The organism is Halomonas sp. AOP5-B2-8 (assembly GCF_052376475.1).
GTDB lineage: Bacteria > Pseudomonadota > Gammaproteobacteria > Pseudomonadales > Halomonadaceae > Vreelandella > Vreelandella casei.
The window spans coordinates 323,877-350,334 of the sequence record NZ_JBQSVS010000004.1 but is presented as its reverse complement, the minus strand read 5'-3'; the positions used below and the strand labels follow the sequence as shown (position 1 = coordinate 350,334).

The 26,458-nt window shown below is 54.0% G+C and carries 25 protein-coding genes; 19 read left to right on the top strand and 6 right to left on the bottom strand.

All coding sequences use genetic code 11. The features are described 5' to 3' along the window. Positions 1 to 51: 51 nt before the first annotated feature. The 5 genes from ACT3RP_RS11730 to ACT3RP_RS11710 are packed head-to-tail and all read left to right on the top strand — an operon-like array spanning position 52 to position 4,902. The gene (locus ACT3RP_RS11730; RefSeq protein ID WP_096277680.1) at positions 52 to 945 is read left to right on the top strand and encodes a formate dehydrogenase accessory sulfurtransferase FdhD; all 894 of its coding nucleotides are present in this window, start codon (positions 52 to 54) and stop codon (positions 943 to 945) included. Then, the gene (gene mobA, locus ACT3RP_RS11725; protein ID WP_096277677.1) at positions 942 to 1,568 is read left to right on the top strand and encodes a molybdenum cofactor guanylyltransferase MobA; all 627 of its coding nucleotides are present in this window, start codon (positions 942 to 944) and stop codon (positions 1,566 to 1,568) included. Before ACT3RP_RS11730 ends, mobA begins: the two co-directional genes overlap by 4 nt. Beyond that, complete coding sequence (moeA, locus tag ACT3RP_RS11720; protein WP_483393823.1) at positions 1,565 to 2,836, top strand: molybdopterin molybdotransferase MoeA; 1,272 nt, start codon at positions 1,565 to 1,567, stop codon at positions 2,834 to 2,836. The genes mobA and moeA overlap by 4 nt, the downstream gene beginning before the upstream one ends. After that, entirely contained in the window at positions 2,833 to 3,885 is a 1,053-nt protein-coding gene (moaA, locus tag ACT3RP_RS11715) for a GTP 3',8-cyclase MoaA (protein WP_225734161.1), read from the top strand. Before moeA ends, moaA begins: the two co-directional genes overlap by 4 nt. Positions 3,886 to 3,888: 3 nt before the next feature. Next, the gene (locus tag ACT3RP_RS11710) at positions 3,889 to 4,902 is read left to right on the top strand and encodes a CobW family GTP-binding protein (protein WP_441685117.1); all 1,014 of its coding nucleotides are present in this window, start codon (positions 3,889 to 3,891) and stop codon (positions 4,900 to 4,902) included. Positions 4,903 to 4,926: 24 nt separating this feature from the next. On the opposite strand, the gene ACT3RP_RS11705 is transcribed toward ACT3RP_RS11710, so the two are convergent. Next, a complete protein-coding gene (locus tag ACT3RP_RS11705; protein WP_483393822.1) occupies positions 4,927 to 7,635 on the bottom strand; it encodes a bifunctional diguanylate cyclase/phosphodiesterase in 2,709 nt (902 codons plus the stop codon). 179 nt (positions 7,636 to 7,814) lie between these two features. Between ACT3RP_RS11705 and ACT3RP_RS11700 the strand changes: the two genes are divergently transcribed. Continuing rightward, a complete protein-coding gene (locus tag ACT3RP_RS11700; protein ID WP_441685121.1) occupies positions 7,815 to 8,720 on the top strand; it encodes a LysR family transcriptional regulator in 906 nt (301 codons plus the stop codon). A gap of 31 nt (positions 8,721 to 8,751) precedes the next feature. Here the strand turns inward: ACT3RP_RS11700 and ACT3RP_RS11695 are convergent, their stop codons facing one another. Continuing rightward, positions 8,752 to 10,272 (bottom strand): NCS1 family nucleobase:cation symporter-1, encoded by a 1,521-nt coding sequence (locus ACT3RP_RS11695; RefSeq protein ID WP_483393821.1) that lies wholly within the window; start codon positions 10,270 to 10,272, stop codon positions 8,752 to 8,754. Between the two features lie 588 nt (positions 10,273 to 10,860). Between ACT3RP_RS11695 and ACT3RP_RS11690 the strand changes: the two genes are divergently transcribed. The 5 genes from ACT3RP_RS11690 (at position 10,861) to ACT3RP_RS11670 (ending at position 17,019) form a co-directional block, all read left to right on the top strand. Further along, on the top strand, positions 10,861 to 11,727 hold the full coding sequence (locus ACT3RP_RS11690) for a nitrilase-related carbon-nitrogen hydrolase (protein WP_096277665.1): 867 nt from the start codon (positions 10,861 to 10,863) through the stop codon (positions 11,725 to 11,727). Positions 11,728 to 11,759: 32 nt separating this feature from the next. Next, positions 11,760 to 13,199 (top strand): dihydropyrimidinase, encoded by a 1,440-nt coding sequence (gene hydA / locus ACT3RP_RS11685; RefSeq protein WP_444624991.1) that lies wholly within the window; start codon positions 11,760 to 11,762, stop codon positions 13,197 to 13,199. A 56-nt stretch (positions 13,200 to 13,255) separates the two neighbouring features. Then, positions 13,256 to 14,635, top strand: a complete 1,380-nt coding sequence (locus ACT3RP_RS11680) for an NAD(P)-dependent oxidoreductase (protein WP_483393820.1) — start codon at positions 13,256 to 13,258, stop codon at positions 14,633 to 14,635. Further along, positions 14,632 to 15,981: an NAD-dependent dihydropyrimidine dehydrogenase subunit PreA gene (gene preA / locus ACT3RP_RS11675; RefSeq protein WP_444624989.1), complete on the top strand. Its 1,350-nt coding sequence runs from the start codon at positions 14,632 to 14,634 to the stop codon at positions 15,979 to 15,981. Before ACT3RP_RS11680 ends, preA begins: the two co-directional genes overlap by 4 nt. Before the next feature lie 171 nt (positions 15,982 to 16,152). After that, a complete protein-coding gene (locus ACT3RP_RS11670; RefSeq protein ID WP_483393819.1) occupies positions 16,153 to 17,019 on the top strand; it encodes an ABC transporter substrate-binding protein in 867 nt (288 codons plus the stop codon). Between the two features lie 40 nt (positions 17,020 to 17,059). On the opposite strand, the gene ACT3RP_RS11665 is transcribed toward ACT3RP_RS11670, so the two are convergent. Then, positions 17,060 to 17,194, bottom strand: coding sequence for a hypothetical protein (locus ACT3RP_RS11665; RefSeq protein ID WP_255249087.1), 135 nt, complete (start codon positions 17,192 to 17,194; stop codon positions 17,060 to 17,062). On the opposite strand from ACT3RP_RS11665, the gene codB reads away from it, so the two are divergent. Both codB and codA read left to right on the top strand, forming a co-directional pair. Beyond that, positions 17,193 to 18,458, top strand: a complete 1,266-nt coding sequence (codB, locus tag ACT3RP_RS11660; RefSeq protein WP_441685132.1) for a cytosine permease — start codon at positions 17,193 to 17,195, stop codon at positions 18,456 to 18,458. The two genes, ACT3RP_RS11665 and codB, sit on opposite strands and share 2 nt — an antisense overlap. Positions 18,459 to 18,470: 12 nt before the next feature. After that, positions 18,471 to 19,718, top strand: coding sequence for a cytosine deaminase (gene codA, locus ACT3RP_RS11655; RefSeq protein ID WP_444671932.1), 1,248 nt, complete (start codon positions 18,471 to 18,473; stop codon positions 19,716 to 19,718). Between the two features lie 16 nt (positions 19,719 to 19,734). Here the strand turns inward: codA and ACT3RP_RS11650 are convergent, their stop codons facing one another. Continuing rightward, entirely contained in the window at positions 19,735 to 20,184 is a 450-nt protein-coding gene (locus tag ACT3RP_RS11650; protein WP_444671931.1) for a GNAT family N-acetyltransferase, read from the bottom strand. A gap of 125 nt (positions 20,185 to 20,309) precedes the next feature. Between ACT3RP_RS11650 and pcsA the strand changes: the two genes are divergently transcribed. Together pcsA and ACT3RP_RS11640 are read left to right on the top strand one after the other, a co-directional pair. Continuing rightward, positions 20,310 to 21,035, top strand: coding sequence for a phosphatidylcholine synthase (gene pcsA / locus ACT3RP_RS11645; RefSeq protein WP_176483362.1), 726 nt, complete (start codon positions 20,310 to 20,312; stop codon positions 21,033 to 21,035). A gap of 14 nt (positions 21,036 to 21,049) precedes the next feature. Continuing rightward, positions 21,050 to 21,712, top strand: coding sequence for a DNA-3-methyladenine glycosylase I (locus ACT3RP_RS11640; RefSeq protein ID WP_096277651.1), 663 nt, complete (start codon positions 21,050 to 21,052; stop codon positions 21,710 to 21,712). Positions 21,713 to 21,722: 10 nt separating this feature from the next. Here ACT3RP_RS11640 and ACT3RP_RS11635 read toward each other — a convergent pair whose 3' ends face one another. Next, positions 21,723 to 22,274 carry a fasciclin domain-containing protein gene (locus ACT3RP_RS11635; protein ID WP_096277649.1) on the bottom strand — a complete coding sequence of 184 codons (552 nt, stop codon included), beginning with the start codon at positions 22,272 to 22,274 and terminating at the stop codon, positions 21,723 to 21,725. 198 nt (positions 22,275 to 22,472) lie between these two features. Here ACT3RP_RS11635 and ACT3RP_RS11630 point away from each other — a divergent pair, with 198 nt between their 5' ends. Next, on the top strand, positions 22,473 to 23,036 hold the full coding sequence (locus ACT3RP_RS11630) for an RNA polymerase sigma factor (RefSeq protein ID WP_096277646.1): 564 nt from the start codon (positions 22,473 to 22,475) through the stop codon (positions 23,034 to 23,036). Beyond that, a complete protein-coding gene (locus ACT3RP_RS11625; protein WP_096277644.1) occupies positions 23,015 to 23,725 on the top strand; it encodes an anti-sigma factor in 711 nt (236 codons plus the stop codon). Before ACT3RP_RS11630 ends, ACT3RP_RS11625 begins: the two co-directional genes overlap by 22 nt. Positions 23,726 to 23,737: 12 nt before the next feature. Here the strand turns inward: ACT3RP_RS11625 and ACT3RP_RS11620 are convergent, their stop codons facing one another. Further along, positions 23,738 to 25,186 (bottom strand): aminotransferase-like domain-containing protein, encoded by a 1,449-nt coding sequence (locus ACT3RP_RS11620; protein ID WP_483393818.1) that lies wholly within the window; start codon positions 25,184 to 25,186, stop codon positions 23,738 to 23,740. A gap of 167 nt (positions 25,187 to 25,353) precedes the next feature. Here ACT3RP_RS11620 and ACT3RP_RS11615 point away from each other — a divergent pair, with 167 nt between their 5' ends. Both ACT3RP_RS11615 and ACT3RP_RS11610 read left to right on the top strand, forming a co-directional pair. Continuing rightward, complete coding sequence (locus tag ACT3RP_RS11615) at positions 25,354 to 25,539, top strand: DUF1127 domain-containing protein (RefSeq protein WP_444671929.1); 186 nt, start codon at positions 25,354 to 25,356, stop codon at positions 25,537 to 25,539. Positions 25,540 to 25,551: 12 nt separating this feature from the next. Continuing rightward, positions 25,552 to 26,424 carry a PhzF family phenazine biosynthesis protein gene (locus ACT3RP_RS11610; RefSeq protein ID WP_096277638.1) on the top strand — a complete coding sequence of 291 codons (873 nt, stop codon included), beginning with the start codon at positions 25,552 to 25,554 and terminating at the stop codon, positions 26,422 to 26,424. The last annotated feature ends 34 nt before the right edge of the window (positions 26,425 to 26,458 follow it).

Below are 26,458 nucleotides of genomic sequence, written 5' to 3'. Positions count from 1 at the left end.
GAACTATTTTTCAAGAACTACTTCTCAAGAACTATTTAGCGAGGTTCATGGATGCCTGCCCTTCAGTTAAGCCGAGCCCGCTTACCGGCTACTACTCAGATTAGCATCGTTGACGAATATGGCGATACGCGCCAGCAGGCGATTGCCGCTGAACGGGCGCTAACCGTGTATCTCAATAAGCGCGAAATTGTCACGCTGATGACCCTGGGTGACGACCCCGAAGCGCTGGTGGTCGGCTATTTACGCAATCAAGGCTTGCTGCGAGCTGCCGAGGACTTGACTGCCGTGCAGGTCGACTGGGAGGTAGAAGCCGCCGTGGTGGTTACCCGCCACCTGCCTGAAGACCTGGAAGCACGCTTAAGTACTCGCACGGTCACCACCGGCTGCGGCCAGGGCACGGTGTTTGGTAAATTGTTGGATCAAACCGCGCTGATGGCGCTTCCCGATACGCAGCTGGCACAATCGACGCTTTATCAGCTGTTGCAAAATCTCAACGCCTATAATGAAACGTACCGGAGCGCTGGCGCCGTTCACGGCTGCGCACTTTGCGATCAAGCACAGGTGCTCGATTTTGTCGAAGACGTTGGGCGACACAACGCCGTAGATACCCTGGCGGGGCGCCAATGGCTTCAGCAGGCAGATAGTGCCAATGCAGATATTTTTTATACCACAGGGCGGCTGACGTCAGAGATGGTGCTAAAGGTGGCGCAAATGGGGATTAGCGTACTGGTGTCGCGTTCAGGCGTAACGCAAAAAGGCGTTGAGCTGGCCGAGCGCTTTGGCGTGATGCTTATCGCCCGCGCTAAAGGCCGCCATTTTCAGTCGATCAATACCCAGCATCGCCTGACGCTGGACGCGATTCCTGAGCGACCGTCCACAGTACATTCATCAAAACAGGCGCGCTCATCAAAGCAGGCACATTCATCAACACAGGCACGCTCATGATTCCTACCCAAGAACTAACCGGTATGATTCTAGCCGGCGGCGAAGGTCGTAGAATGGGCGGTCGCGATAAGGGACTTGAGCCTTTTGCGGGCTTACCTCTTGTCGCCCATGCGGTTAAACGCCTGGAGGGCCAAGTAGGCGAACTGCTGATTAATGCCAATCGCAATGCCGATGCTTACCGCTTCTTTGCTGACCGTGTGATCGCTGATCTGGTAATAGAGGGCGCCGACGAAGGCTTCAAAGGCCCGCTCATGGGGATTTATAGCGGGCTGCGCGCAGCCAAAACGCCTTGGCTGCTGATTGTTCCCTGTGACTCTCCCGCCCTGTCAGATGACTTAGTAGCACGTTTGGTCGCAGGGATTGGCGATCATGATATTGGCGTGGCCTTTGACGGTGAGCGGCTGCACCCCGTGGTAGCGCTGCTGCGTACGTCACTCGCCGATGACTTAGCCGCCGTATTGGCCGAGGGTGAGCGCAAAATCGACCGCTGGTATGCGCGCCATCACTGGTGCAAGGTCGATATGTCCGACTGCCCCGAGGCCTTTGCTAACCTCAACACTGAAGAGGAAAAGCTGCACCTTGAAACTGTTCTGCTGTCGACTAAAGGCAAGGAGGCAACGTGACGCTCTCCTGCTTTGATCTCGGTGAGAAAATGCTTAGCGTTGACGAAGCCCGTCAAGCGCTCGCTACGTTGATTGAGCGCCCGCTAGACAGCGAACAGGTGCCTCTGGCACAGGCCCATGGCCGCCGCTTGGCCACCGCTGTGCTGGCGACGCTTAACGTGCCGCAAAATACCAATGCGGCGATGGATGGCGTGGCGCTGGCCTTGGCGAGAGAAGGTGTTGGGGCCAAGCAAACCCATTGGCCCGTGGCCGGAGAGGTATTAGCAGGCCAGTATCGCAGCGAAATGGTGCCTGCCGGCCACTGTGTACGCATTACCACCGGCGCCCCATTGCCGCCAGGCACCGACACAGTGGTGATGAGTGAACAGCTGCGCGAACCGTCAGACGAACAGCCTGAGCATGTGATTATTGAATCGCCTGAGCGCCTCAAGCACGGCCAGCATGTACGCCAGGCCGGTGAAGACATGGCGATTGGCGATACGGCACTTGCGGCAGGTTCGCGACTCGATGCCGCCAAGCTGGGCTTATTAGCGTCGCTAGGCTATGCCACGGTTACCGTGTGCCAACGCCCGAAGGTGGCGATTTTCTCGACCGGCAACGAGGTCACGGCCCCCGGCGAGCCTATTGCTCCGGCCGGGGTTTATGACGCGAATCGTTTTACGCTGATCGGCATGCTTGCCGAGTACGGCGCTGACGTGATTGATCTCGGCATTTTGCCGGACGAACAGGACGCTATCCAAACAGCGCTGGAGCAAGCCGCCCAGCAAAGCAATTTGGTGATCACCAGCGGCGGTGTATCCGTGGGTCAGGCTGATTTTACCCGCACCGCGCTGCAGCAGTTGGGCCGCTTAGCGTTCTGGCGCGTAGCGCTTCGCCCAGGCCGGCCCATGGCCTGCGGCTGGTTAGGCGAACAGCACACGCCGTTCGTCGGCCTTCCCGGCAATCCAGTGGCGGTCATGGTAACCTTTCTACAGTTTGTGACGCCGCTGCTGAATCGACTTCAAGGGCTGTCGGTTTCACCGCCCCATCGCCTTTATGCGATTGCCGATGACGTCTTAAAAAGCCGCTTAAAGCGCACTGATTTTATTCGCGGTGTCTACCATACTGATGGAGAAGGACAGTTACACGTACGTAGCACCGGCGCCCAGGGTTCGGGTATTTTAACCTCGATGGTGGCTGCTAATTGCTTGATTGAACTTGCCGATGACCAAGACGGCGCACAACCAGGCGAGGTAGTCAGCATACAACCACTAACGGGATGGCTATGACCGAGCAACGAACGACTCAGCAACGCGCTGGCCACTCACATTTTGACCAACCACATGCTGACCAGCCACTGATTGATGATTTTGGCCGCCGTATTAGCTACGTGCGTATTTCGGTCACCGACCGCTGCGATTTCCGCTGTGTGTACTGCATGAGCGAAGAGATGACGTTTCTGCCTCGTGCTCAGGTACTGACGCTGGAAGAGATTGCAATGGTGGCCCGCGCCTTCACCGAGCTGGGGGTTGAAAAGATTCGCCTTACCGGTGGCGAACCGCTCGTGCGCAGCGGCATTGACCAACTGGTCGATGAGATCGGCGCCATGCCGGGCCTTACCGACTTCACCATGACCACGAACGGCGCCAGCCTGCGTAAGCACGCTAAACAGCTTTATGCCAGCGGCCTGCGGCGTCTCAATATTAGCTTGGACTCACTGGTTCCGGAACGCTTCAAGCAGCTGACTCGCACCGGCGATCTCGCCAAAGTGATTGACGGCATTCACGCCGCTCAGGAAGCTGGGTTTAAGCGTATTAAGCTCAACGCGGTGATCTTAAAAGGCCGTAATGACGATGAAGTGATCGACTTGGTCACCTTTGCCCGCCAAGAAGGCCTGGACATTAGCTTTATCGAAGAAATGCCGCTGGGTGATGTCTCCGATCACTCACGGGCGGAGACGTTCTACTCCAGCGACGACGTGCAGGCGATGATTGAGTCCCGCTACCCGCTGATTGCCACGGCCGAAACTACACCGGGCCCTTCGCGCTACTTTAAGATGCTCGACAGCGAAAGCCGCGTTGGATTTATCTCACCGCATAGCCACAACTTTTGTGATACCTGCAACCGCGTACGGGTCACCGTGGAAGGCCGTCTACTACTTTGCTTAGGCAATGAACATTCAGTAGATCTTCGCGCCGTGCTGCGCCGCCATCCGGGCAATATGCAGATACTTAAGCAGGCCATCATTGATGCCTTGCCGCTTAAGCCGGAGCGCCATCACTTCACCACCGATGGCGATGTGCAGGTGGTACGCTTTATGAATATGACAGGAGGCTAGGCCTTGTCAGCGTTAACGAAAGTCCCTGTGCATATTATTACTGGCTTTCTAGGTAGCGGCAAAACCACGCTTATCCACAGCCTGATCGAGCAAAAGCCTGTGGATGAAAAATGGGCAATTTTAGTCAACGAGTTCGGTCAAATCGGCATCGATCAGGCGATGTTTGATGCCCGCGATGATGTCGTTGTAAAAGGCCTGCCTGGCGGCTGCTTATGCTGTCAATTGGCGTTTGTACTGCAAGCGGCTCTGGTTAATTTACTGGCACGTAGCAAACCCGACCGGGTAATCATTGAGCCTTCAGGCCTTGGACACCCCGCAGGCCTGCTGGACTTATTGCGTGGTGAGGCATTTAACGATGTGGTCGACGTGCGCGACATTATTGCCACTCTCGACCCGCGCCGCCTGGATGACGCCCGCGCTCGCCAGCACGACACCTTCCTCGATCAGCTCGATATGGCAGACGCCGTGGCGCTTACGATGCTCGACCAGAGCACTTCAGGCCAGCTAGCGGCTGCCCATGCGTTTGTCGCCGAGCGCTGGCCTCCGCGCAAATGGGTGCAGGAAACCTTACAAGGCGAACTATCGCTCACGCTGCTCACTCAAAGTAGCAGCGCCGCTGTTCGCGGCCAAGAAATGCCAGGCAGTCATCAGCAGCTCGCGGCAATGCCCAGCCTAGCGGGTTCGTTTTTTGATTTCCCGCCGCCACCGGGCAAACCCCAACGTGAAACCGGCACGTCGCTAGGCTATACCAGCACAGGACTACGCTGGCATCCCAGCGAGCGCTTTGACCTGGACAGCCTCGCCGCGCATCTAGGGGAACTGCCAAGAGAGGCTCGCATTAAAGGCGTTTTTCATACCGATAATGGCTGGAAGCGCCTTAACCGTGCGGACGGCACACTCAGCATTGAAAGCAGCGCATGGCGGCAAGACTCTCGACTGGAAGTGATTCTTCCCGACACGCTGCCTACCCCTAGCCTGGATCTTGAACCCCACCTATGCGCCCTGCCCGTCAGTTAACAGGCTGACAGCTGCGCTGAGCATTCAGACTTTTTCAATCCGTCTTTCCATTTCATCTACGGTTACCGGTTGCCCAAACAGATAGCCCTGGTAAACGTGGCAGCCATGAGCCAATAGCCACGCCTGCTGTGCTTCTGTCTCCACTCCTTCCGCAATGACCTCTAGATTTAAACTACCAGCCAGGGCAATCGTACTTTCCACAATGGACGCATTCGCTTGGCTATCCAGTACCTGTTGAACAAACGACTGGTCGATTTTCAATTGATCCAACGGCAGCTGAGCCAGATACGCCAATGACGAATAGCCGGTGCCAAAATCATCCAGCGAAAAGCGCACGCCCTGCGCCTTTAAGGCGAGCATTTTATGCCGAGTTTCATCCTGGGCTGCCACGAACAGTGACTCAGTCACTTCTAGTTTTAAGCGGCTAAGCGGCGCTTGGGTGCGGGCAAAAACCCCCTCTACACGGGATAAAAAATGCTTATCGCGAAACTGTTGCGGGCTAAGATTGACCGATATGGTTAACGTGCTTAAACGCGGATGCTGCGCCCACCGCGCTAATTGCTGACAGGCACCGGCCAATATCCATTCACCCACGTCATTAATCAATTCAGTGCTTTCTAGCAACGGAATAAATTCACAGGGAGACACCATGCCACGCTCTGGATGCTCCCAGCGTAATAGCGCTTCTACGCCAATGATCGTACCGCAGGAGTTGACCTGAGGCTGGTAGTAAAGCAACCACTGCTGGTTTTCCTGTGCCTGGTGTAAATCTGCCTCTAACTTCACATGGGCCAACAGCGCTGCCTGCATGGCGGGATCAAAAAAACACAGCGTGTGGCGGCCATTGTCTTTGGCTTTAAAGAGTGCCAGATCCGCCTGCTGCAAATACTCATCGACGCTGTGTTCATCGCCCTCCATCACCGCAATACCAATACTGGCCGTGATCGTAACAGTCTCTTCACCAAGTAAGATGGGCTCATTGAGTACTGCCAATAATTTATGGCCAATACGCTCAACAAGCTGCGTGATTTGAGTACGGCTACTCTCAGCACCTTCAATTAACACCGCAAACTCGTCGGCTCCCAAGCGTGCTAGCGTGTCCGTATCGCGCAGCATTTGGCCCATCCGCTGAGCGACACACTGCAATAACTGATCCCCTTGGTAGTGTCCAAGGGTGTCATTAATTTGCTTAAAGTTATCAATATCGATAAACAACAGTGCGACACCATGCTGATGGCGCTGAAGCGCTTTGAGCGCAGCATCCATGCGATCTAGAAATAGGCGCCGGTTCGCCAGCCCCGTTAATGAATCATAAAATGCCAGCTGATGAATCTCCTGCTCAGCGGCTTTGCGCTCGCTGATATCGCTCATCGTAGTCACGTAATGCGTCAACACGCCGCCGTTGCCATAAACCGCGCTCACCGTGAGCCACTCAGGAAACAGCTCACCGTTCTTGCGCTGATTCCATATCTCGCCTTCCCAGTTGCCGGTTTTGAGCACTTGCTTCCATAAACGACGATAAAATGCTGCATTATGTAGCTCGGAGCTAAAGACGCGCGGGGTTTTACCGACAATTTCGACTTGGCTGTAACCGGTAATACGCGTGAACGTGTCATTCACTTTCAGAATCAAGCCCTGAGCATCGGTAATTAAAATGCCTAAGTGTGTTTGAAAGGCGGCGGCAGCGACTTGCGCTTCAGCACGCGCCTGTTCTCGCTCTTCAATGCGCTGGCGTAATTGATCCGCTAGCGTTAAACGGCTTAGATAATGACGCGCCCCCCAAGCCCCTAGCAGCGCCATCACAGCTACTATCAGCACAAAAATCCACGTCCGTTGGCGCCAATCCGCTAGCAGCGCATGCAGATCAATACCGACAATGACCAGCATGGGATATGCTCCGACTCGCTGCATGCGCATCAGCCGCATGCGGCCGTCAATAGGTGACACTCCCTTTAGTGCAAGAGCGGATTCGCCACTGTCTAACCATTGCGTCATATTAGGGCTAACGATTTGACTACCAATAGCCATTGATCCCTCTGACGGCGGATATCTAGCGATCATCTTTAAATCGGTGTCGATCAGCGTAATGCTTTCGCCGTCATAGACATTCATCTGCTCAAGCACGTCGGTAAATACGCCCGGTACGATGCGTGACACTACGACACCTGCAACGCCGTTATTGGAGTTCTCGAATCGCCTTCCATGGTAAAAGTAGAGACGTTGATCACCGGTCGATACCTGCAGCGGCGTAATCAGCTCCTGTTCTTCCCCCTGCGTCAAGGCGTTAAAAAACGCTGTCTCGCTGATATTAAAACGTGTATTCCACTTTCCGCCACCGCTTGCCAGCAAGCGTCCCTGGGTATCAAAAAGAACTATTTCGTCGATCAGAGGCACGTACTGGGTGAGATTTTCTAACGCTTGTTGAAGCTGCGGATTAGAATTGCTATCCGATATATCTTGTAAGGCGAGTAGTTCGGTTAATCCGAACAGAGCTTGCCCACTTTGAGAAAAGCCTCCTTTTGCCCACGCCACAACGACATTGGCGCGGGCATTAATATGCGACTCTGCGGCGGCCATTTCTTGCTTATACTGCTCACTCAACAGCCAACCGAAAAGCGCCATAATGATGCTAAGCGCTAGCACATATAGCGCTATCACATGTCGCCGCTGCTGGCGGTAGGTAGCCGTCGCTTTCAGCACATCGTCTTTTGCATCAATAGAGATGACGGGCATCGCACAGGGGCCTTATCTAGGTATGCCATGAAAACACCTAGTACAGTTTAAGAAAAATTAGAAATGCTATACCCCACTCACAACAAGCGGCTATGCCATGTATATCAGTTTTTATCGTAGTTGATTCATTAAAAAAGCATGGCACTATATATTAATTATTTAGATACCCAGGGGCTGTGATGGCATCGCTAGGTCAAATGAGCGACTACGAAATACGCTTAATTCGTATTTTTAAAACGGTTGTCGAATGCGGCGGTTTTACCGCGGCTGAAACGACGCTCGGCATTAGTCGCTCGGCGATTAGCCAGCATATGAACGACCTGGAGGGGCGGCTAGGATTCTCTCTCTGCCAGCGAGGGCGTGGTGGGTTTAGCTTAACCGAAGAGGGTAAAGAGATTTATCAGGCAGGGCTTACGCTGCTCACTGCGTTGGAAACCTTTAAAAGCGATGTAAATGCTCTGCATCAAACCATAAAAGGTGAGCTTAACATTGGCATTACCGATAATTTGGTCACGCTACCGGCCATGCATGTCACCAATGCGCTGGCCGAGCTGAGTGCACCGGCGCATGATGTCACGCTGCATATTCATATGGAGCCTTCCGATGCGGTAATTCGTGGCGTGATGGATGGCCATCTTCACGTTGGCGTTGTGCCCGCAGTGAACCTACCGACCAGCTTAGAAACGCGGCACCTCTACGATGAGCCTTCTTATCTTTACTGCGCGGCAGAGCATCCGCTTTTTTCTGAGCCTGATGACATTCTTGATACTGCCAATATTGCCCATTACCCCGCTATTTCACCGCGCTACCCGCTTCCTGCAAAAGCGCGCGAGGCGCATGATGCGCTTTGCCTGCGCGCCTCGGCATCAGACCGCGAAGGAGCGGCCTTTCTGATTCTTACCGGGCGCTTTATCGGTTTCCTACCCGAACACGTGGCTGCCCAGTGGGTGGCCGCCGGCAAGATGCGGGCGCTACATGCAAGCGCCCAGCACTATCGCATCCCCTTTGTACTCATCACCCGCCACGACCGGCGCCCTAATCGCGTAGTGGATGCGTTTTTAAGTTTTATTAAAAACGCAGAGTAAGCAAAAAACAGTAAGCAAAAAACAGTGCGTTTTATGAACGTTGCTCTGCTGCGTCACGCGCCATGATGGGTACCGGCCCAACCTGTGGCGACGATGACAACACTTGGCTCGCCACGTAGTAAACGATGGCTCCAAGCGCTGAGCCTGTGAACCAGCCATAGTCATAAAACCAGTTCATCGTGTCTGTCACTAGCGACATTAACGTGAGCAGCACCGGCACACCAAAAGCAATAAAGCCAGCGATGTTCACAGCAGGATAGGCGTGATCATCCATGTACAGGCTCGGCACATCCAAACGCTGCTTTTTAATCAGAAAGTAGTCCACTGCCATGATGCCAGCGATGGGCCCTAATAGGCTTGAATAACCCAGCAGCCAGTTGGAATACATCTGTTCAAGGGAAACCCCGGGAGGAATAACACCCGCCTTTTGCAGCAGGTCATAACCCATTAACAGCATCCCAACGGCCCCAGTGATCAATACACCGCGCGTTTGGTTAATCAGCTTAGGGGCAATGTTTTGGAAATCGTTGGTGGGCGAAACAATATTCGAGGCGGTATTCGTAGAAATGGTAGCAATAATGATCAGTAGCATCGCCATCACGACCCAGAAGGGGCTGTCGATATAGCCAATTAAGCGCACCGGATCGGCAACGGTTTGGCCCACTAACGTCTCAGAAGCGGCGGTCAACACTACCCCGAGAGCTGCAAAGAAGAACATCGTCAGCGGCAGGCCGATTACTTGACCAACAATCTGGTCTTTTTGGCTTTTCGCAAAGCGGCTGAAATCGGGGATATTAAGCGATAGCGTGGCCCAAAAACCGACCATAGCGGTCAAGCCCGCAAAAAAATAGCCGTAAACCGATGCCCCTTCAGGGCGCGATGGCGGCTGCGCGAGAAGCTCGGTCATCGACATATTCGGCCATGCCCACATCATTAGCCCAATACCCACCGCTAGCAGCAGCGGCGCGGCCAATGTTTCCAGCCATTTGATCGATTCAGCCCCGCGAATAACCACGTAAAGGTTCATCGCGCCAAAGACAAAAAAGCCAATAACTTCACCAACCCCACCTAATGCTGCCCAAGCAGGCACCAGTTCTGAAAGCAGCAGATGAATCGCCAGACCGCCAAACATCGTTTGAATACCAAACCAGCCACAGCCTACCAATGCGCGCACCAGGCAGGGCACGTTAGAGCCTAAAATGCCGAATGAAGAACGCAAAACCACGGGAAAAGGAATACCAAACTTGGTGCCTGGAAAAGCGTTCAACGTCAGCGGGATCAGCACGATGATATTCGCCAACAGAATAGCGAATAACGCCTCGCCCACGCTTAAACCAAAATAGGCGGTTAAAACGCCGCCCAGTGTGTAGGTAGGCACGCAGATCGACATGCCGACCCACAGGGCGGCGATATTCCATTTGGTCCAGGTGCGCTCGCTAGCCTGGGTCGGTGCAATATCTTCATTAAAACGCGAACTGTTGCGTACATCGTTCCCTACCTCAAGCTCAATCAGACCATCTCGATCCACCATCTGAGAGGTTGTTTCTGGCATTTTTGTATCTCCTCAGCATTGCGTTGTCCAACCCAGGCGGTGTCTGAACGCTAGCGACAGCGGCTAAATCCTGACAAACCTTAATCCCCACGGTCAGTGAAGTTTCCTAGACAGGATTCAAAGCAATAAGTGTGCCTAGCTAAGCGAGCATGCCAATTAACTCATTGATTAAAAAGCTGCCTTTATGGACAACAATATTATTATTAGATCATTACCTTTGACGATGTTACCTCTCGAACAAACGTCGACCAAACAAAGCTAGATCAAAAAAAATATTTGCACCAACTTTAAACATCTCAGAATTTAAAATAAGCCCTCTAAAATAGATAACAGCATGATTCAAAACAATTAATAAAAAACTCCAAAACAGTGCGCATGATCACCAAAAGAGTGAACACTGCTATTTATATAAATAAAATCAAACAAACTCAAAGAGTTAACGTTAATTTAAAAAACAATAAATGATGACTTGCCAAAACCACCAAGCCAACGATACTTTTAATAAAAGCTGTCTTGATTGTCAGCTTTATTAGACAACGCTTAAGACTGAAACAAACGCTTTACACCAACAATCAGAGGGAGCGTCTAATGCAGAAGATGAAAATCGGCTTAATTCAAATGGGCTTAAAAACCAGCACCGAGCTTTCGCCCGCGGCCATTCGTGACGCGATGAACGAAGCCCATCTACCGATGATTCAGCAAGCCGCAGACCAGGGCGTGCAGGTGCTGTGCTTTCAGGAAGTCTTTAATCAGCCGTACTTTTGCCCCAGCCAAGACGGCAAATGGTACGCCGCCGCCGAGCGCGTACCCGAAGGCCCCACCTGCCAGATGATGCAAAAACTGGCCGCTGAGCACCGCATGGTCATTATTGTTCCGATCTATGAAGAAACCGAAACCGGCGTTTACTACAACACCGCCGCCGTGTTCGATGCCGATGGCAGCTACTTGGGCAAATACCACAAAACGCATATCCCTCAAGTGGCCGGTTTTTGGGAGAAGTTCTTCTTCAAACCTGGGCAATCCAACTGGCCGGTGTTTGATACTGCCTACGGCAAAATTGGCGTGTATATCTGCTATGACCGCCATTTCCCCGAAGGCTGGCGGGCGCTTGCGCTCAACGGTGCCGAAGTGATTTTCAACCCCTCTGCCACCGTGGCGGGGCTTTCTCAATATCTTTGGGAGCTTGAACAACCCGCCTCTGCGGCAGCCAACGGCTGCTTTATTGCCGCCATTAACCGTGTCGGCACTGAAGCACCGTGGAATATCGGCAATTTCTACGGCTCCAGCTATATCGTCAACCCTCGCGGCAAAATCGAAGCTCAGGCTAGCGAAACCAACGATGAACTCCTCGTCCACGAGATTGATTTGGACATGGTGCGAGAAGCCCGTAACAACTGGCAGTTCTTCCGCGACCGCCGCCCGGAAACCTACACCCGTCTCACCGACGGCGAATAGCACTGTCCAAACAATCATCCAAGGAGCGAACGATGAGCTTATTAATCAAAGGCGGCACGGTGGTCACTCACGCCGACACCTACCGGGCCGACGTGCTCTGCGTAGACGGTAAGATTCATGCCATTGGTACGGATCTAGACATCCCTGAAGGCTGTGAGACGGTTGATGCCAGCCATCAGTTGGTAATGCCCGGCGGTATCGACCCGCATACCCATATGCAGATGCCGTTTATGGGCGCGGTGGCCAGCGAAGATTTTTACACCGGCACCGCCGCGGCTATGGCAGGTGGCACCACAACGATTATTGACTTTGTCATCCCAAGCCCCGGCCAGTCGCTGCTAGAAGCCTTCGAAACCTGGCAAGGCTGGGCAGAAAAAGCCGCCACTGACTTTGCGTTTCACGTCGCCATTACCTGGTGGGATGAAAGCGTTAAAGAGGAAATGGGCACTCTGGTGCGCGAGCATGGCGTTAACAGTTTTAAGCATTTTATGGCCTATAAAGGCGCCATTATGGCCACCGATGATATTCTGGTGGAAAGCTTTTCGCGCTGCCTAGAGCTAGGCGCCATTCCCACGGTACATGCCGAAAACGGCGAGCTGGTGTACCACATGCAGCAAAAATTGCTCGCTCAAGGCATAACTGGGCCAGAGGCGCACCCGCTTTCCCGCCCGCCTCAAGTAGAAGGCGAAGCGGCTAGCCGCGCGATCCGCATTGCCAGCACGCTAGGCGCGCCGGTGTACCTGGTACATGTTTCCACCAAAGATGCGGTGGATGAAATCGCCTACGCCCGCCAACAGGGCCATCAGGTGTTTGGCGAGTGTTTAGCAGGCCATTTACTGATTGATGACAGCGTCTACCAGCACGCCGACTGGGCAACGGCAGCGGCCCACGTAATGAGCCCTCCCTTCCGGCCCAAGGGCCATCAAGAAGCACTCTGGCACGGCCTGCAATCCGGCAACCTACAAACGACCGCTACCGACCACTGCTGCTTCTGCGAGGAGCAAAAAGCGGCCGGCAAGGATGACTTCACCAAAATCCCCAACGGCACCGCCGGTGTCGAAGACCGCCTGGCCGTGCTGTGGGATGAAGGCGTTAACACCGGCCGACTTTCGCCCCAAGAATTTGTTGCTATCACCTCGACCAACACCGCCAAGATTTTCAATCTCTACCCGCGCAAGGGTGCGATTCAAGTCGGTGCCGACGCCGATATCGTGGTGTGGGATCCCAACGGCACCCGCACCATCTCCGCCAAGACCCATCACCAGAACGTCGATTTCAATATCTTCGAGGGTAAAACAGTCCGCGGCATCGCCCGCCACACGATTAGCCAAGGGAAATGGGTATGGCGAGATGGCGAGCTACGCGCCGAACGCGGTGCAGGCCGCTATCTAAAACGCCCCGCCTACCCCGGTGTATTCGAGCTTCTGGCCAAGCGGGCCGAGTTAAACGCCCCGAAGGCTGTCGCACGTTAAAAATGAGCCAATAAAAAATACAGCGCAAGACAAGACTAGAGAATGGGAGTAACACCGTGACCAATCCACTGGACTACCTGCCCAGCGCAAAAGAGGTCGGCACCTACGACCCGCAAGCGCTGGCGAATAACTTTAGTGATCTTCATCCCCCACTCACCGATCGCCAGGCGATCATCGAAAGCCAGCGCTGCCTCTACTGCTATGACGCGCCCTGCGTTGAGGCCTGCCCCTCGGATATCGATATTCCAAGCTTTATTCGCCAAATCAGCGACAGCAACATCAACGGCGCGGCAGAAACCATTTTGGAAGCCAATATTCTGGGCGGCAGCTGTGCCCGCGTATGTCCCACCGAAATTCTCTGCGAGCGTAGCTGCGTACGCAATCACGATGCCGAGTGCCAGCCGGTGCTGATTGGCCTATTGCAGCGCCATGCCACCGACAACATGCAGTTTGAACAACACCCTTTTACGCGTGCAGCCTCAACTGGCCAGCATATTGCGGTGGTGGGTGCAGGGCCTGCAGGGCTCTCCTGCGCTCACCGCCTGGCCATGTTTGGCCATCAGGTAACGATTTTTGAAGCCGAACAGAAACCCGGTGGGCTGAACGAGTACGGTATTGCACGCTATAAAATGACCGATGACTTTGCGCATAAGGAAGTCGCATTTTTACTCGAAATCGGCGGCATCGATATACAGTACGGCCAGCGCTTGGGAAGCAATTTAGCGCTGAGCACGCTTCGCCAGCAGTACGACAGCGTGTTCATAGGCCTAGGGCTGGGCGCCAGCCGCGCTTTAGGCCTCACCGGCGAAGAAGCACCCGGCTTAATGCCGGCGGTTGAATATATAAAAACGTTACGCCAAGCCACTGACCTGGGCAGCCTACCCGTTTCCAAACGCTGCATTGTCATCGGTGCGGGCAATACCGCCATTGATATGGCCACGCAGATGTCTCGCCTAGGCGCCACCGAGGTCACGCTGGTATATCGCCGTGGCCTTGAGGCAATGTCCGCCACCGACCATGAACAGGAAATCGCCAAGGCCAACGGCGTACGCATAGTGACCTGGGCACAGCCTGACGAGATTATGCTGGATACCCAAGGGCGCGTAGCGGGGATGCGCTTTGCCAAGACCGTTGAAAAAGCGGGCCGCTTAATGCCCACGGGCGAGGCGTTTGAGCTTGCCGCCGAGGCCATTTTCAAAGCTATCGGTCAGGGTTTCGAAGACACAAGCCTAAGCGACACAACGGCCGCTGAGCTTGATCGAGACGGCGAGCGCATCCATGTCGATGAGATGTTTCACACCTCTTTACCCAATGTTTATGCTGGCGGCGACTGTGTCCAAGCAGGCCAGGACCTTACCGTGCAAGCGGTGCAGCACGGCAAACAGGCGGCTCACGCCATTCATCAGGCGCTTGCCGCCAAGCAGGAGGCCGCATGAAAACGGATACTTTTACATCTAGCCCTTTTCCCTCATTTGGCAAGAAAAGTAACGGCGATAGTATCGTTAACGGCGTTGATTTATCGGTTAACTTTGCCGGCATTAAAGCCCCTAACCCATTCTGGCTGGCCTCCGCCCCACCTACCGACAAAGCTTACAACGTCGTGCGCGCCTATGAGGCGGGCTGGGGTGGCGTGGTATGGAAAACCTTAGGAGAAGAGCCCGCCGCAGTGAACGTGTCCTCGCGTTATTCGGCCCACTATGGCAAAAATCGCGAGGTGATCGGCTTTAACAATATTGAGCTGATTACCGACCGTTCGCTGGAGATCAACCTTCAAGAAATCACCCAAGTGAAGAAGGATTGGCCCGACCGCGCGCTGATCGTTTCCATCATGGTGCCGTGTAATGAAGAGGCTTGGGCGTATATTTTGCCGCTTGTAGAAGCGACCGGCGCAGACGGCATTGAGCTTAACCTAGGCTGCCCACATGGCATGCCCGAGCGCGGCATGGGCGCGGCGGTAGGCCAAAATCCTGATCTGATTGAAAAAGTCACCTACTGGTGCAAGAAGCACTACTCCAAACCGGTGATTGTGAAACTGACGCCCAACATTACCGACATTCGCGTGGGCGCTCAGGCGGCACTGCGCGGCGGTGCTGATGCGGTATCGCTAATCAATACCATTAACTCGATTACCAGTATCGATCTCGATGCCATGGTCGCCAAGCCTACGGTGGGCCATCAAAGCACTCACGGTGGCTACTGCGGTAGCGCCGTGAAGCCTATTGCCATGAACATGGTGGCTGAAATTGCCCGCGACCCGGCGACCCCCACGCTGCCTATCTCCGGCATTGGCGGCATTTCCAGCTGGCGGGATGCGGCGGAGTTTATCGCCCTAGGTTCGGGTAGCGTTCAGGTATGTACTGCGGCAATGCTCAACGGTTTTCGCATTGTGGAAGAGATGAAAGATGGCCTTTCCCGCTGGATGGCAGACAAGGGCTACGACTCGATTGAAGCGTTCTCCCGTAAGGCGATACCGCATACCACCGACTGGAAACATCTCGACATCAACTTCAAAACCATTGCCCAGATCGATCAAGACCTATGCATAGAGTGTGGCCGTTGCTATATCGCCTGCGAGGATACCTCCCACCAGTCGATTGCCAAGCTCACCGAGCAGGACGGCGCCCGCCGCTACGAGGTGATTGAAGACGAATGCGTGGGCTGCAACCTGTGCCAAATCACCTGCCCGGTAGAAAACTGTATCACCATGGTGCCTCAGGAAACCGGCCAACCCTTCCTGGCTTGGGATAACGACCCACGCAATCCTTTCCAGGTCGCCAGTTAAAACGACTTAAACGGCCTAACGCCACCGCTCTCACTGCTCAAGAGCGGTGGCACTTATTGCAACACACCGTTCCTTCAACAAATAGCGACAAAGCACGGCATCCTTGAGAACATGAGAAACTATCGCATATGCTATTTTTTCTTATAAATGTTTTTTTATAAAGGAAGCCTGATGACGTCTTCGCTTTTCTCCCCCATTTTTACAAAAACGCTCGCGGCAACGCTGCTTGTCTCAATCGCTGCCGCCGCTAATGCCGACCAGCGCATCGCTACGTTTGACCTAGGCAGCCTGGATACGCTTGATGCGCTCGGCGCCAGTGAACAGGTAGTCGGCCTTCCCAAGCAGAGCCTGCCTGATTATTTATCGGCATATAGCGGCGATGCTTATACCGACTTAGGTGGACTAAAAAATCCTGATTTTGAAGCCATTGCGGAAAGCGAACCAAGCCTAATCCTTTATACCGGCCGCCAAAGCGACTGGGAAACCGAGTTAGCAGAGATTGCTCCGCTGCTGAATACCCGCTTACAAGGTGATAATTACCTGGCATCCTTCGATGAAAATGTTCGTCAGATCGCAAGTCACATAGATGCCGAAGCGCATGCAGAAGAAGCCCTCGAAGCCCTGCACGCCGACATTGAAGCTCAGCGCGAAACCCTCAGCAACGCACCGCGTACGCTGGTGGTGACACACAACGGCGGCAACTTGATGCTTAATCAACATCCGGTAGTGCATGACGTATTGGGCATTGCAGCCCTGGAGATGCCCGATAGCGTTACCAGCGAAACCCGTGGCACGCGTACCTTCACGCCGCTTTCCCCTGACGCGATTGCCGAGATTGCCCCAGACGTGGTGCTGGTGATTGACCGCAGCGCGGCGATTGGCGACGAGCCCGCTAACGCAGAAGCACTCGCACAAGCGCTTGACGATGCTGGAGCCAACACGAAACTCGTACTGCTCACACCCGCGCTCTGGTACCTCTCAGGTGGTGGCCTGCAAAGTTTGAAGCTACAAATCGACGAGGTTGTCAACGCTCTGTAAATTGAGCGCTTACTCATTTCAGCTGAGCCCCTGTTCTTACTTAGGCAACACGGGGCTTGTTATCAAACGATGCCTCAGCACCTAACCACTGGGCATAGCCTTTATGGCACATCTCTTGCTTCGTATATAGCCAGCAGCTAACCGGCTGTGGGCTTACATCGGGGTACACTGCCATGCACCACTCTGACTATCCGCTCAGCGAAGTTCCTACCAGCGCCCGCAAAGGATTGTTTTCCACCGCCGTGATTTTGCTGGGCTTCACCTTTTTCACCGCCACCATGTGGGCTGGCGGCACGCTGGGCCAGGCCTTTCCTATCGGCCAGCTGCTATGGATCATTCTGATAGGCAACTTACTGCTGGGTGCTTATGCAGCAGCGCTTGCTTATATCGCCTGTAAAAGCGGGCTTAACTCCGTGCTAATGGGGCGCTTCTGCTTTGGCGAGAAAGGCAGCAAACTCTCCGACTTCATCCTTGGTTTTACTCAAATCGGCTGGTACGCCTGGGGCACGGCTACGATTGCGTTAGTGTTAGTACGCACCACCGGGATGCCTGAATGGCTGGAAATCCCCTTAATGGTGCTATTTGGACTGGGTTTCTGCATAACCGCCATGATTGGCTACAAAGGCATGGACTGGCTTTCGCGTTTCGCCGTGCCGGCGATGATGCTGTTTATTATGATGAGTCTATTCACCGGGCTGGTCGATATACGAGGTATAGCGGGATTAAGCCAGCAAACGCCAACGGAAAGTATGAGCATAGCCGCCGCGATTACCGTCATCATCGGAACGTTTATCAGTGGCGGCACCCAGGCCACCAACTGGAGTCGTTTCGCTAAAACACCAAAAATTGCCGTCATCGCCACCTTAGCGGCATTTTTTATCGGCAATGGCTTAATGGTACTCACCGGCGCGCTGGGCACCATGATTTATCAGCAGGCGGATATCGTCGATGTGCTGATCGCCCAAGGGTTTGTCAGCATCGCGGTACTCATGCTGTTTTTAAATATTTGGACCACCCAGGACAACACGATCTACAACTTTGCCGTAGCAGGCTGCAATTTGCTGCGCACTGAAAAACGTCGTTTGGTGACAGTAGGCGGTGCGGCCATTGGAACCGTATTAGCCGTCGGCGGAATGTATAACCTCCTCATCCCCTTTTTGGTTCTGCTAGGCACCTTTATTCCGCCGATGGGCGGGGTGATCATGGCAGATTTCTGGCTCAAGCATAAAGGTTGCTACCCAGCGCTAGATAAGGCTCGGCTACCGGATTTCAATCGTCGAGGGCTTGCGGCTTACGCGCTAGGGGCGGGGGCTGCCTATTTCTCACCGCTACTGCCGCCGCTGGTGGGAGTCGCAGTGGCAGCAGGAAGTTACGCCGTGCTGCTTCGTTTAAACCACGCTACGCTGAGCGATAGCCTCCCCTCGACAGCTAAGCCATAAGTGAGCTCTTATATGCAGATCATTAACGCCCGCCTGCGCCAACGCCCCGAGCTATATCGTCTTGAAATAGACAACGGCACGTTTAGCGCGATTACTGCCCAAGATGCACCGCTAACGGCAAGTGAAGGGCAGATCGATGCCGGTGCCAAACTCATTTGCGCGCCGTTTATCGAGCCTCATATCCATTTGGACGCGGCTCTTACGGCGGGTGAGCCCAACTGGAATCAAAGCGGCACGCTGTTTGAAGGCATTGAACGCTGGGGCGAACGAAAACCCATGCTCACAGAGGCAGATATTCGCGAGCGAGTGCTAAAAACCCTTAACTTACTAATTGGCAACGGCGTTCAGCATGTGCGCACCCACGCCGACACCAGCGACCCAAGCTTAGTAGGAATAAAAACGCTGTGCGCTTTACGCGATGAGCTGAAGGACAAAATCGACATTCAGGTCGTTGCCTTCCCTCAGGATGGGCTACTTTCCTACCCCGGCGGCGACCGCTTGATGGAAGAGGCGCTGGAGATCGGCGCCGATGTGGTGGGCGGCATTCCCCACTTTGAATATACCCGTGAGCTGGGCGTCGCCTCGATGAAGCGGGTGATTGAGCTGGCGATTAAATATGACCGTTTGGTGGACGTGCACTGCGATGAAATTGATGACCCCAACTCACGCTTTCTCGAAGTGCTCGCCTGTGAAGCACTGTTTAACGATTTAGGCAGCCGCGTTACCGCCAGCCACACCACGGCGATGCACTCCTACGACAACGCCTACTGCTCAAAACTATTTCTGCTGCTTAAGCGCTCGGGGATCAATTTCATTTCCTGCCCGACCGAAAGCATTCACCTCCAGGGACGCTTCGACACTTACCCGAAACGGCGCGGCGTAACCCGCGTCAAAGAGCTAAACGCAGCGGGCATTAACGTCTGCTTTGCTGAAGACTCGATTTTCGACCCATGGTATTCACTGGGTAACGGCAAGCTGCTTCGCACACTCGATTTTGGCCTGCATATCTGCCAGATGATGGGCTATCAGGATTTCAGTCAAGCGCTTTCGCTGATTACCGATAACAGCGCCCGTACGATGAACATCGAAGAACGTTACGGCATTGAAGTAGGCAAGCCCGCCAGCTTCAACCTGCTGGAGGGTGAAGATGACTACAGCGTACTGCGCACCCAGGGCGAGGTACTGCTTTCAGTTCGCCACGGTGAGATCACCATGCAGCGTGAGCCGGCTAAGATCGTCACCCCACCGTGGCTTGGCTAAGGCAATCCCATAAAGATTATTTGACGTCTAATAGATAGCCGTAAAACGCCGTATTGCGCTGCCAGCCCAACGATTCATAAAGATGTTGGGCTCGCTCGTTCTCAACCTGCGTCATCAATATTAGGCGGGGAACGCCATGATCGCGAGCAAGCTGGGTAGCAGCATCCATTAGCGCCCTACCGGTACCTTTCTCACGGCAACCAGGTAATACAAATAGATCATTTAACGTCCAGCGCGCATTCAAGCCTACCGTAGAAACACCGGGATAAAGCTGCACAAAGCCAGTGAGTGTGGTTTCACTGGTTTCACTTACCAAAATGAATGAATCTCCTAATCCCATGCGCTGGTTTAAAAATTCACGAGCGGCCTGCATATCACTCGGCTGCTGATAAAATTGACGGTAGCCATCTAACAGCTCGGTTAAGGCATCCAGGTCATTAATGTTTGCTGCACGAACGATAGTCATCAGGAATCTTCCTTAGATAGCATGCCTGCGTATTCTCTAGGTGCCTACTTATAGTAGTGTAGCGACTTAAACGCTTATCCATACACCAAACAACAGTAGAACACGATGTTCTCAACGGGGTTAATGTGGCTCAACCGCTCTCTTCGCAAGCAGGCTCACACGCATCGCGATGCAAAGCATGGAGCGTACACGCATTTACGGCAAGTGGAGTACTACTTGGCACGATGGCGTTGCTGTCACTGATCGACAACGATCCGGTAGCCTGCCTTCTCTGGTTAGGCGCCGCGATGATGGTGGATGGTGTCGATGGCGCGCTCGCCCGTAAATACGAAGTGAAGGCCATACTGCCCCATTTCGACGGCTCGACCCTGGATATGGTGATCGATTACCTAACCTGGGCCTTTATTCCCGCCTTGTTTATCTACTTCTTTGTTGAATTGCCGTCTTATCTTGAACTGCTGTCGGTGTTCATCATTCTGCTGTCATCGATGTTCTGTTTCTGCAACGTTGGCATGAAGAGTCAGGATAACTACTTCGTGGGTTTTCCTGCGGCCTGGAATATCGCTGCCGCCTATTTCTATATTCTCGATCTCTCACCGTTCATCACGTTTGCCACGATCGTATTGCTGGCCATCCTCACCGTGACAAAGATGAAGTTCCTGCATCCCTTCCGGGTGCGTCTGTTCATGCCGTTCAATATTGCGATCACTCTAGCGTGGTGCGCCTGTGTTACGTCACTGCTGCTCTCAAGCTCCGAGCACGCAGCCTGGGCACTCTGGGGGTGGGGTATTGCATCGGCCTATTTCATTGGTATGTGCTTATGGCGTACTGCCAAAGAATGGTTTGATTGAGAGGTAGGCAACGCATGGCTAACGAGTTTATCGCCCCCGATGGACACCCGCGCTGCTTGTGGTGTGGCGGCGCACCGGAGTTTCTTCCCTATCATGACAATGAATGGGGCTTCCCGGTCGACAACGACCAACGGCTATTTGAAAAGCTGTGCTTGGAAAGTTTTCAATCAGGCTTGAGCTGGCGCACCATTCTTAACAAGCGCGAGAACTTTCGCGCGGCCTTCCACCACTTCGACATTCATCAGGTCGCCCGCTTTAACGAAGATGACGTACAGCGCTTACTGCAGGACGCGGGAATTATCCGCCACCGCGGCAAGATTGAAGCCGTCATTAATAACGCGCAGCGCGCATTGGAAATGATTGAAGAGGGGTCGCTTGCCGCGTTTTTCTGGGGGTTTGAGCCCGCGTTAGATGCATTGCAAGAGCCGCAGTCGCAGACAACATCGCCTGAGTCTGTAGCACTATCAACATCACTCAAGAAAAGGGGCTGGAAGTTTGTGGGCCCGACTACGGCCTTTGCATTTATGCAGGCAATGGGGCTTATTAATGATCATGCCAGCGGGTGCATCACACGAAAGAAAGCAGCCCAGGCACGCAGACTATTTACACGCCCCGCCAACAAACGACACTCGTCGCCGGGAAGCCCGGCGACGAGTGAGTTAGCGCAGAATAAATAGCGGCTAATGCTTAGGGCATTAAGACGCTATCAATCACGTGGATCACGCCGTTAGATTGGGCCACATCAATAACGGTGATGTTAGCGCCGTTACCTTGAGCATCCATGACCATCAGGTTATTGCCGTTACGCACCACGGTCAGGTACTCGCCCTGTACGGTTTGGAAGGCAACGGTACCGTCGTTCTCCATCACTTCTTCCCACAGTGCATCACGGTTTAGATTACCGGGCACCACATGGTAGGTAAGAACAGTCTGCAATTGCTCAATATTTTCAGGTTGTAACAAGGTATCTACTGTGCCGGCAGGCAGAGCCGCAAAGGCTTCATCCGTCGGGGCAAATACGGTAAATGGGCCTTCACCCTGTAGCACATCCACCAGCTCAGCGGCCTTAACTGCTGCGACTAGCGTGGTATGGTCGCCGGAGTTAACGGCATTCTGAATGATATTGCGCTCAGGCAACATGCTAGCGCCACCAACATTAGTGGGGCCATGATCCGCCAAAGCAGCACTGGTCCATAAAGCGGTTGCACATAGGCTAGCAGCAAGAAGTTTGAGTTTCATTCGGGCATCTCCTGATGATCATTATTGGTTTGTCATTAAAAGGCCCCTTTAATGCAGGCTCACCAATGTTTACGTGGCTAAGATCTGTGTGGATGCACAATTCTCACAAAAAAATTCTAGCCAACTGACTCAGTACGCTTGCCTTCAACGCGCGACTCGCCAAGACTGGTGGATCGGTTCGTTCTGCAGAGATCCTGAATGTTAGACGCGACTCAACGTCATCAATACCTGATCGACCAGCTCAATGGCTGTGCGCATGGCAATCGCCAGGCCCTCGAACGCCTCTATCGTGCCTCATCGGCGCATCTGTATGCGCAGTTGCTGCGTATAGTCAGAAACGAGAGCGCTGCACAGGACTGCCTACAACATGTGTTTATCAAGATATGGCACGCTGCCGATCAATATGATGAAACGCGGGCTAAGCCGATGACGTGGCTGTCAACGATGACCCGCAACATTGGTATTGACTGGTTGCGACGCCAAAAACCGCAGGATGCAACCGCTAATGAGCCGTTGCTGGAAACACTGTTTAGCACCGATGATCCTGAAGACGACAGCATGAGCGCACAGCAGAACAGCAAGCTCCAAGACTGTTTAGACACGCTTAGCCGTCAGCAGCGCCAAGTCATGGAAATGGCCTTCTTTCAGGGGCTAACCCACAGCGAACTGGCCGACTCCTTAGCCCAGCCACTGGGTAGCGTCAAAAGCTGGATTCGCCGTGGACTCGAGAGGTTAAAAACATGTCTGACCAGTGGGATTTAACCAGTGCTGAGGAACGTCATCTAGCCGCTGGCGAGTACGTACTAGGAGTGCTGGACAGCGACCAAAAAGCACGCTTTGAAGCGCTGCTTGCTGTCAGCCACGACGTACGTAATGACGTAGACAACTGGCGCGAGCATCTGCAGCTGTTTAATGAGCGCCTTGATCCTAAAACGCCACCAAAAGAGATTTGGCAGCGCATTACCCATGCGACGGGGACGCGTACCACCCCGTGGTGGCAGCGCTTAGGTGCCTGGCAGGCGATGGCTGCCAGCTTTGGCGCGATCGCCGTTGCATTGGGACTGCTATGGCAACAGGCCGCGCTGACGATGATTCCTTCCGGGGAGGCCGTATTCGTCGTTCAGGATGAATCACAAACGCCGGGATGGATTATCAGCGCAACCGCCGATGGAGAGCTGCTCGTTCAGACTGTGCAACCGACCCAACTGGGCCGTGAACAAACGGGTGAGCTGTGGCTAATCGCCGACGGCACGCCAGTTTCGCTAGGCCTTTTACCCGACCAAGGCAGCCAGCGCTTGCAGCCGAGCGCTCAACTACGCGAGCTGTTATTCACTGCCGATTTAGCCGTCAGTATTGAGCCTCATGGAGGCGCACCCGCTGGGCAGCCCACTGGCCCCATTATCGACCATGGCCGCTTAACGCCGGTGCGCGGCAGCACCATTAGTTTATGACACACGGCTACGTTATAGCGCAGACAGGCCATGTTCATGCTGCTGCGCCTCTTCCACCATGTCTGCGGCAAACTCCCCCACTGTACGCACGGCATCCTCTATAACCGGTGTTAGCGTGAAGGCATAGTTAAGGCGCAGACACTGGCGAAATTTTCCAGAAGCTGAAAACAGCGACCCTGGTGCTACGTGAATTGCACGCTTGGCTAAGCGCTCGTTAAGCTTCACGCAGTCCACCGCAGCAGGCAACTCCACCCAGAGCAAAAAACTCCCCTGTGGGTAGCTAATGCCCGAACCTTCAGGAAAGTAGCGCTGCACCCAACTGATCATAATATCCCGCTGGCGCTGATACTGGCGGGTAGCATAGCGAAGGTGGCGTTCGTAGTGACCTTTAGCGACAAACTCCGCCACCGCCAGCTGTGGCAACGTGGCCGACGCACCGGTCGAGACGTACTTCATATGCAGCGCCTGATCGCGATAACGGCCCGGCGCCAGCCAGCCTACACGCAAGCCAGGCCCGACTGTTTTGGAAAAGCCACTGCACAGCATCACCCGACCATCGTCGTCGAAGGATTTCACGGTGCGTGGTCTTGGCAGACTAAACGCCAAATCACCGTAGATATCATCTTCAATAATAGCGACATCAAAGCGTTGAGCGAGCTGAAATAAAGCCCGCTTTCGCGCCTCGGGCATGGTGTAGCCCAATGGGTTATTGTGGGTCGGCGTCACCTGTATCGCACGGATAGGCCACTGCTCCAGCGCCATTTCCAATGCTTCTAAGCTGATACCCGTTTGCGGATCCGTGGGAATTTCCAGCGCTTTTAAGCCGATCGCCTTGAGAATTTGCATGGTGCCATAAAAACTGGGCGAGTCCACGGCCACCACATCACCAGGCTGTGTGAGAGTGCGCAGCGAAATGGACAGCGCTTCCTGGCAGCCAGTGGTCACCATAATGTCGTCAGGGTGCAGCAAGCAGCCGGAGGCAATCGCCAGCCGAGCCACCTGCTGACGCAGCTCGGGGCTGCCGCTCAGCTTGTCGTAATTGAATCCCATTAAGTCATTATGGCGATGTAGGCTGGCAAGAATTTTTGACAGCGGCTGCAGCGTCTCATACTCAAGATTCGGCACGCCACGCCCAAGCAACAGCCGCGCATCATCCCGCTGGGTAGCGACGAGTTCCAGCACCTGATCCCATTGAGAAACGTCCAATGGGCGCTGCGCGGGTCGCGACATGGACGGCAGAACTGGCGGCACCCTGCTCGGCAACACGAAATAACCCGATTTAGGCCGTGACTCAATCAACGCCACGTCCATTAATTGCCGGTAAGCTTCCTGCGCAGTGGAAATGCTAACGCCTAACTCTTGGCAAACCGCGCGAATAGAAGGCAAACGATCGCCCACACGATAAATACCGTGCTCGATACGCTCCTGTAACGCATTGGCAACTTCTTCATAACGCGTCACGGCAGTGGCTCCTCGCTGTCGCTGCAACAATACAGATAGCTATTTATAGCCCATACAGAGTGATAAAACACTTCATCTGTATCTTTATAATATAAATTTCTATATCTGTATCGTCATAGCGACGCTGAGTAACCTAATGAGGCATATCGCATTCAAGGAGCACCGTCATGCTACGCCTCAACCTTACTCAGCTTCGCTACCAGTTAAGCGCCACGTTACGAAAATACCATCAGCGCCGTCGCAGCCGCCGCCAGCTACTGACACTTGATGACCGCTTGCTAAAAGATATTGGTATCAGCCGCGCCCAGGCAAAAAAAGAGAGCCAAAAAGCCTTTTGGAAACGCTCACTTTAAAGGGAGAACGGTATGAAAACCGTTGAGTACTATTTACTCGATGTATTTACCGACCAGCCGTTTGCCGGCAACCCATTGGCCGTCTTTCTGGAGGCCGATGGGCTGGCGACCAGCACTATGCAGGCCTTGGCCAATGAGCTTAATCTTGCTGAAACGGTGTTTTTAGGCGCGGCTGCTGGGCCGAATCACTACCCGATGCGTATTTTCACGCCCACGCGTGAGCTGCCTTTCGCCGGACATCCCACGGTAGGCACCGCGCGCCTGTTAGCAGAGCTGAACCTAGTCAACCCTGCGCAAGAGGTTGTTCTACAGCCCCCTATCGGCGAGCTAATGGTTAGTTATAAACAGGGAAGAGCCACCTTTACTACCGCTCAGCGGGCCAAGGTCATGGGCAGCACTATTGATCATGCCACCGCGGCTAAGCTCCTCGGATTGGAAAGCCACCAGGTGATTGGCAGCCCCGTATTTTCGTCCTTCGGACTACCCTTTCATCTGATCGAGTTAGTCGATCATGAAGCGTTGGTGCGCATCAGCATCGACAACGCACTATGGGAAAGTTCGGTGATGACGAGCAGCGCAGAGCAGGTCTACCTATACGTAACGGAGCCATCAAACAACACAACCATCCAGATCAGCAGCCGTATGTTCTGTATGCACGCGAGTATCTGTGAAGACCCGGCCACCGGCAGCGCCGCAGCCGCTTTAACGGGCTATTTGGCCTCACTCCAGCCAGATGCCTTGCAGTGCACGATTCATCAGGGCGATGAAATGGGGCGGCCCAGCGTTATTCATACCGCCGCCAATGGAGAGATCGAACCTGGTTTCGTCACGGTTGGCGGTAATGCCGTCGTAGTGGGTCAGGGCACATTTAAACTTCATCAATAGGGCGTACCCAGCACGCCCTGCCCCGCTCATTCCC

Bases quoted from the DNA above. Each gene is read 5' to 3' on its own strand.
- ACT3RP_RS11695 (WP_483393821.1), bottom strand. From the start codon at position 10,272: ATGCCAGAAACAACCTCTCAGATGGTGGATCGAGATGGTCTGATTGAG.
- mobA (WP_096277677.1), top strand. From the start codon at position 942: ATGATTCCTACCCAAGAACTAACCGGTATGATTCTAGCCGGCGGCGAA.
- ACT3RP_RS11700 (WP_441685121.1), top strand. From the start codon at position 7,815: ATGGCATCGCTAGGTCAAATGAGCGACTACGAAATACGCTTAATTCGT.
- ACT3RP_RS11730 (WP_096277680.1), top strand. From the start codon at position 52: ATGCCTGCCCTTCAGTTAAGCCGAGCCCGCTTACCGGCTACTACTCAG.
- ACT3RP_RS11640 (WP_096277651.1), top strand. From the start codon at position 21,050: ATGGCTAACGAGTTTATCGCCCCCGATGGACACCCGCGCTGCTTGTGG.
- ACT3RP_RS11625 (WP_096277644.1), top strand. From the start codon at position 23,015: ATGTCTGACCAGTGGGATTTAACCAGTGCTGAGGAACGTCATCTAGCC.
- ACT3RP_RS11665 (WP_255249087.1), bottom strand. From the start codon at position 17,194: ATGGCAGTGTACCCCGATGTAAGCCCACAGCCGGTTAGCTGCTGGCTA.
- ACT3RP_RS11635 (WP_096277649.1), bottom strand. From the start codon at position 22,274: ATGAAACTCAAACTTCTTGCTGCTAGCCTATGTGCAACCGCTTTATGG.
- ACT3RP_RS11705 (WP_483393822.1), bottom strand. From the start codon at position 7,635: ATGCCCGTCATCTCTATTGATGCAAAAGACGATGTGCTGAAAGCGACG.
- preA (WP_444624989.1), top strand. From the start codon at position 14,632: ATGAAAACGGATACTTTTACATCTAGCCCTTTTCCCTCATTTGGCAAG.
- moaA (WP_225734161.1), top strand. From the start codon at position 2,833: ATGACCGAGCAACGAACGACTCAGCAACGCGCTGGCCACTCACATTTT.
- ACT3RP_RS11690 (WP_096277665.1), top strand. From the start codon at position 10,861: ATGCAGAAGATGAAAATCGGCTTAATTCAAATGGGCTTAAAAACCAGC.
- ACT3RP_RS11650 (WP_444671931.1), bottom strand. From the start codon at position 20,184: ATGACTATCGTTCGTGCAGCAAACATTAATGACCTGGATGCCTTAACC.
- codB (WP_441685132.1), top strand. From the start codon at position 17,193: ATGCACCACTCTGACTATCCGCTCAGCGAAGTTCCTACCAGCGCCCGC.
- ACT3RP_RS11670 (WP_483393819.1), top strand. From the start codon at position 16,153: ATGACGTCTTCGCTTTTCTCCCCCATTTTTACAAAAACGCTCGCGGCA.
- hydA (WP_444624991.1), top strand. From the start codon at position 11,760: ATGAGCTTATTAATCAAAGGCGGCACGGTGGTCACTCACGCCGACACC.
- ACT3RP_RS11630 (WP_096277646.1), top strand. From the start codon at position 22,473: ATGTTAGACGCGACTCAACGTCATCAATACCTGATCGACCAGCTCAAT.
- ACT3RP_RS11615 (WP_444671929.1), top strand. From the start codon at position 25,354: ATGCTACGCCTCAACCTTACTCAGCTTCGCTACCAGTTAAGCGCCACG.
- codA (WP_444671932.1), top strand. From the start codon at position 18,471: ATGCAGATCATTAACGCCCGCCTGCGCCAACGCCCCGAGCTATATCGT.
- ACT3RP_RS11610 (WP_096277638.1), top strand. From the start codon at position 25,552: ATGAAAACCGTTGAGTACTATTTACTCGATGTATTTACCGACCAGCCG.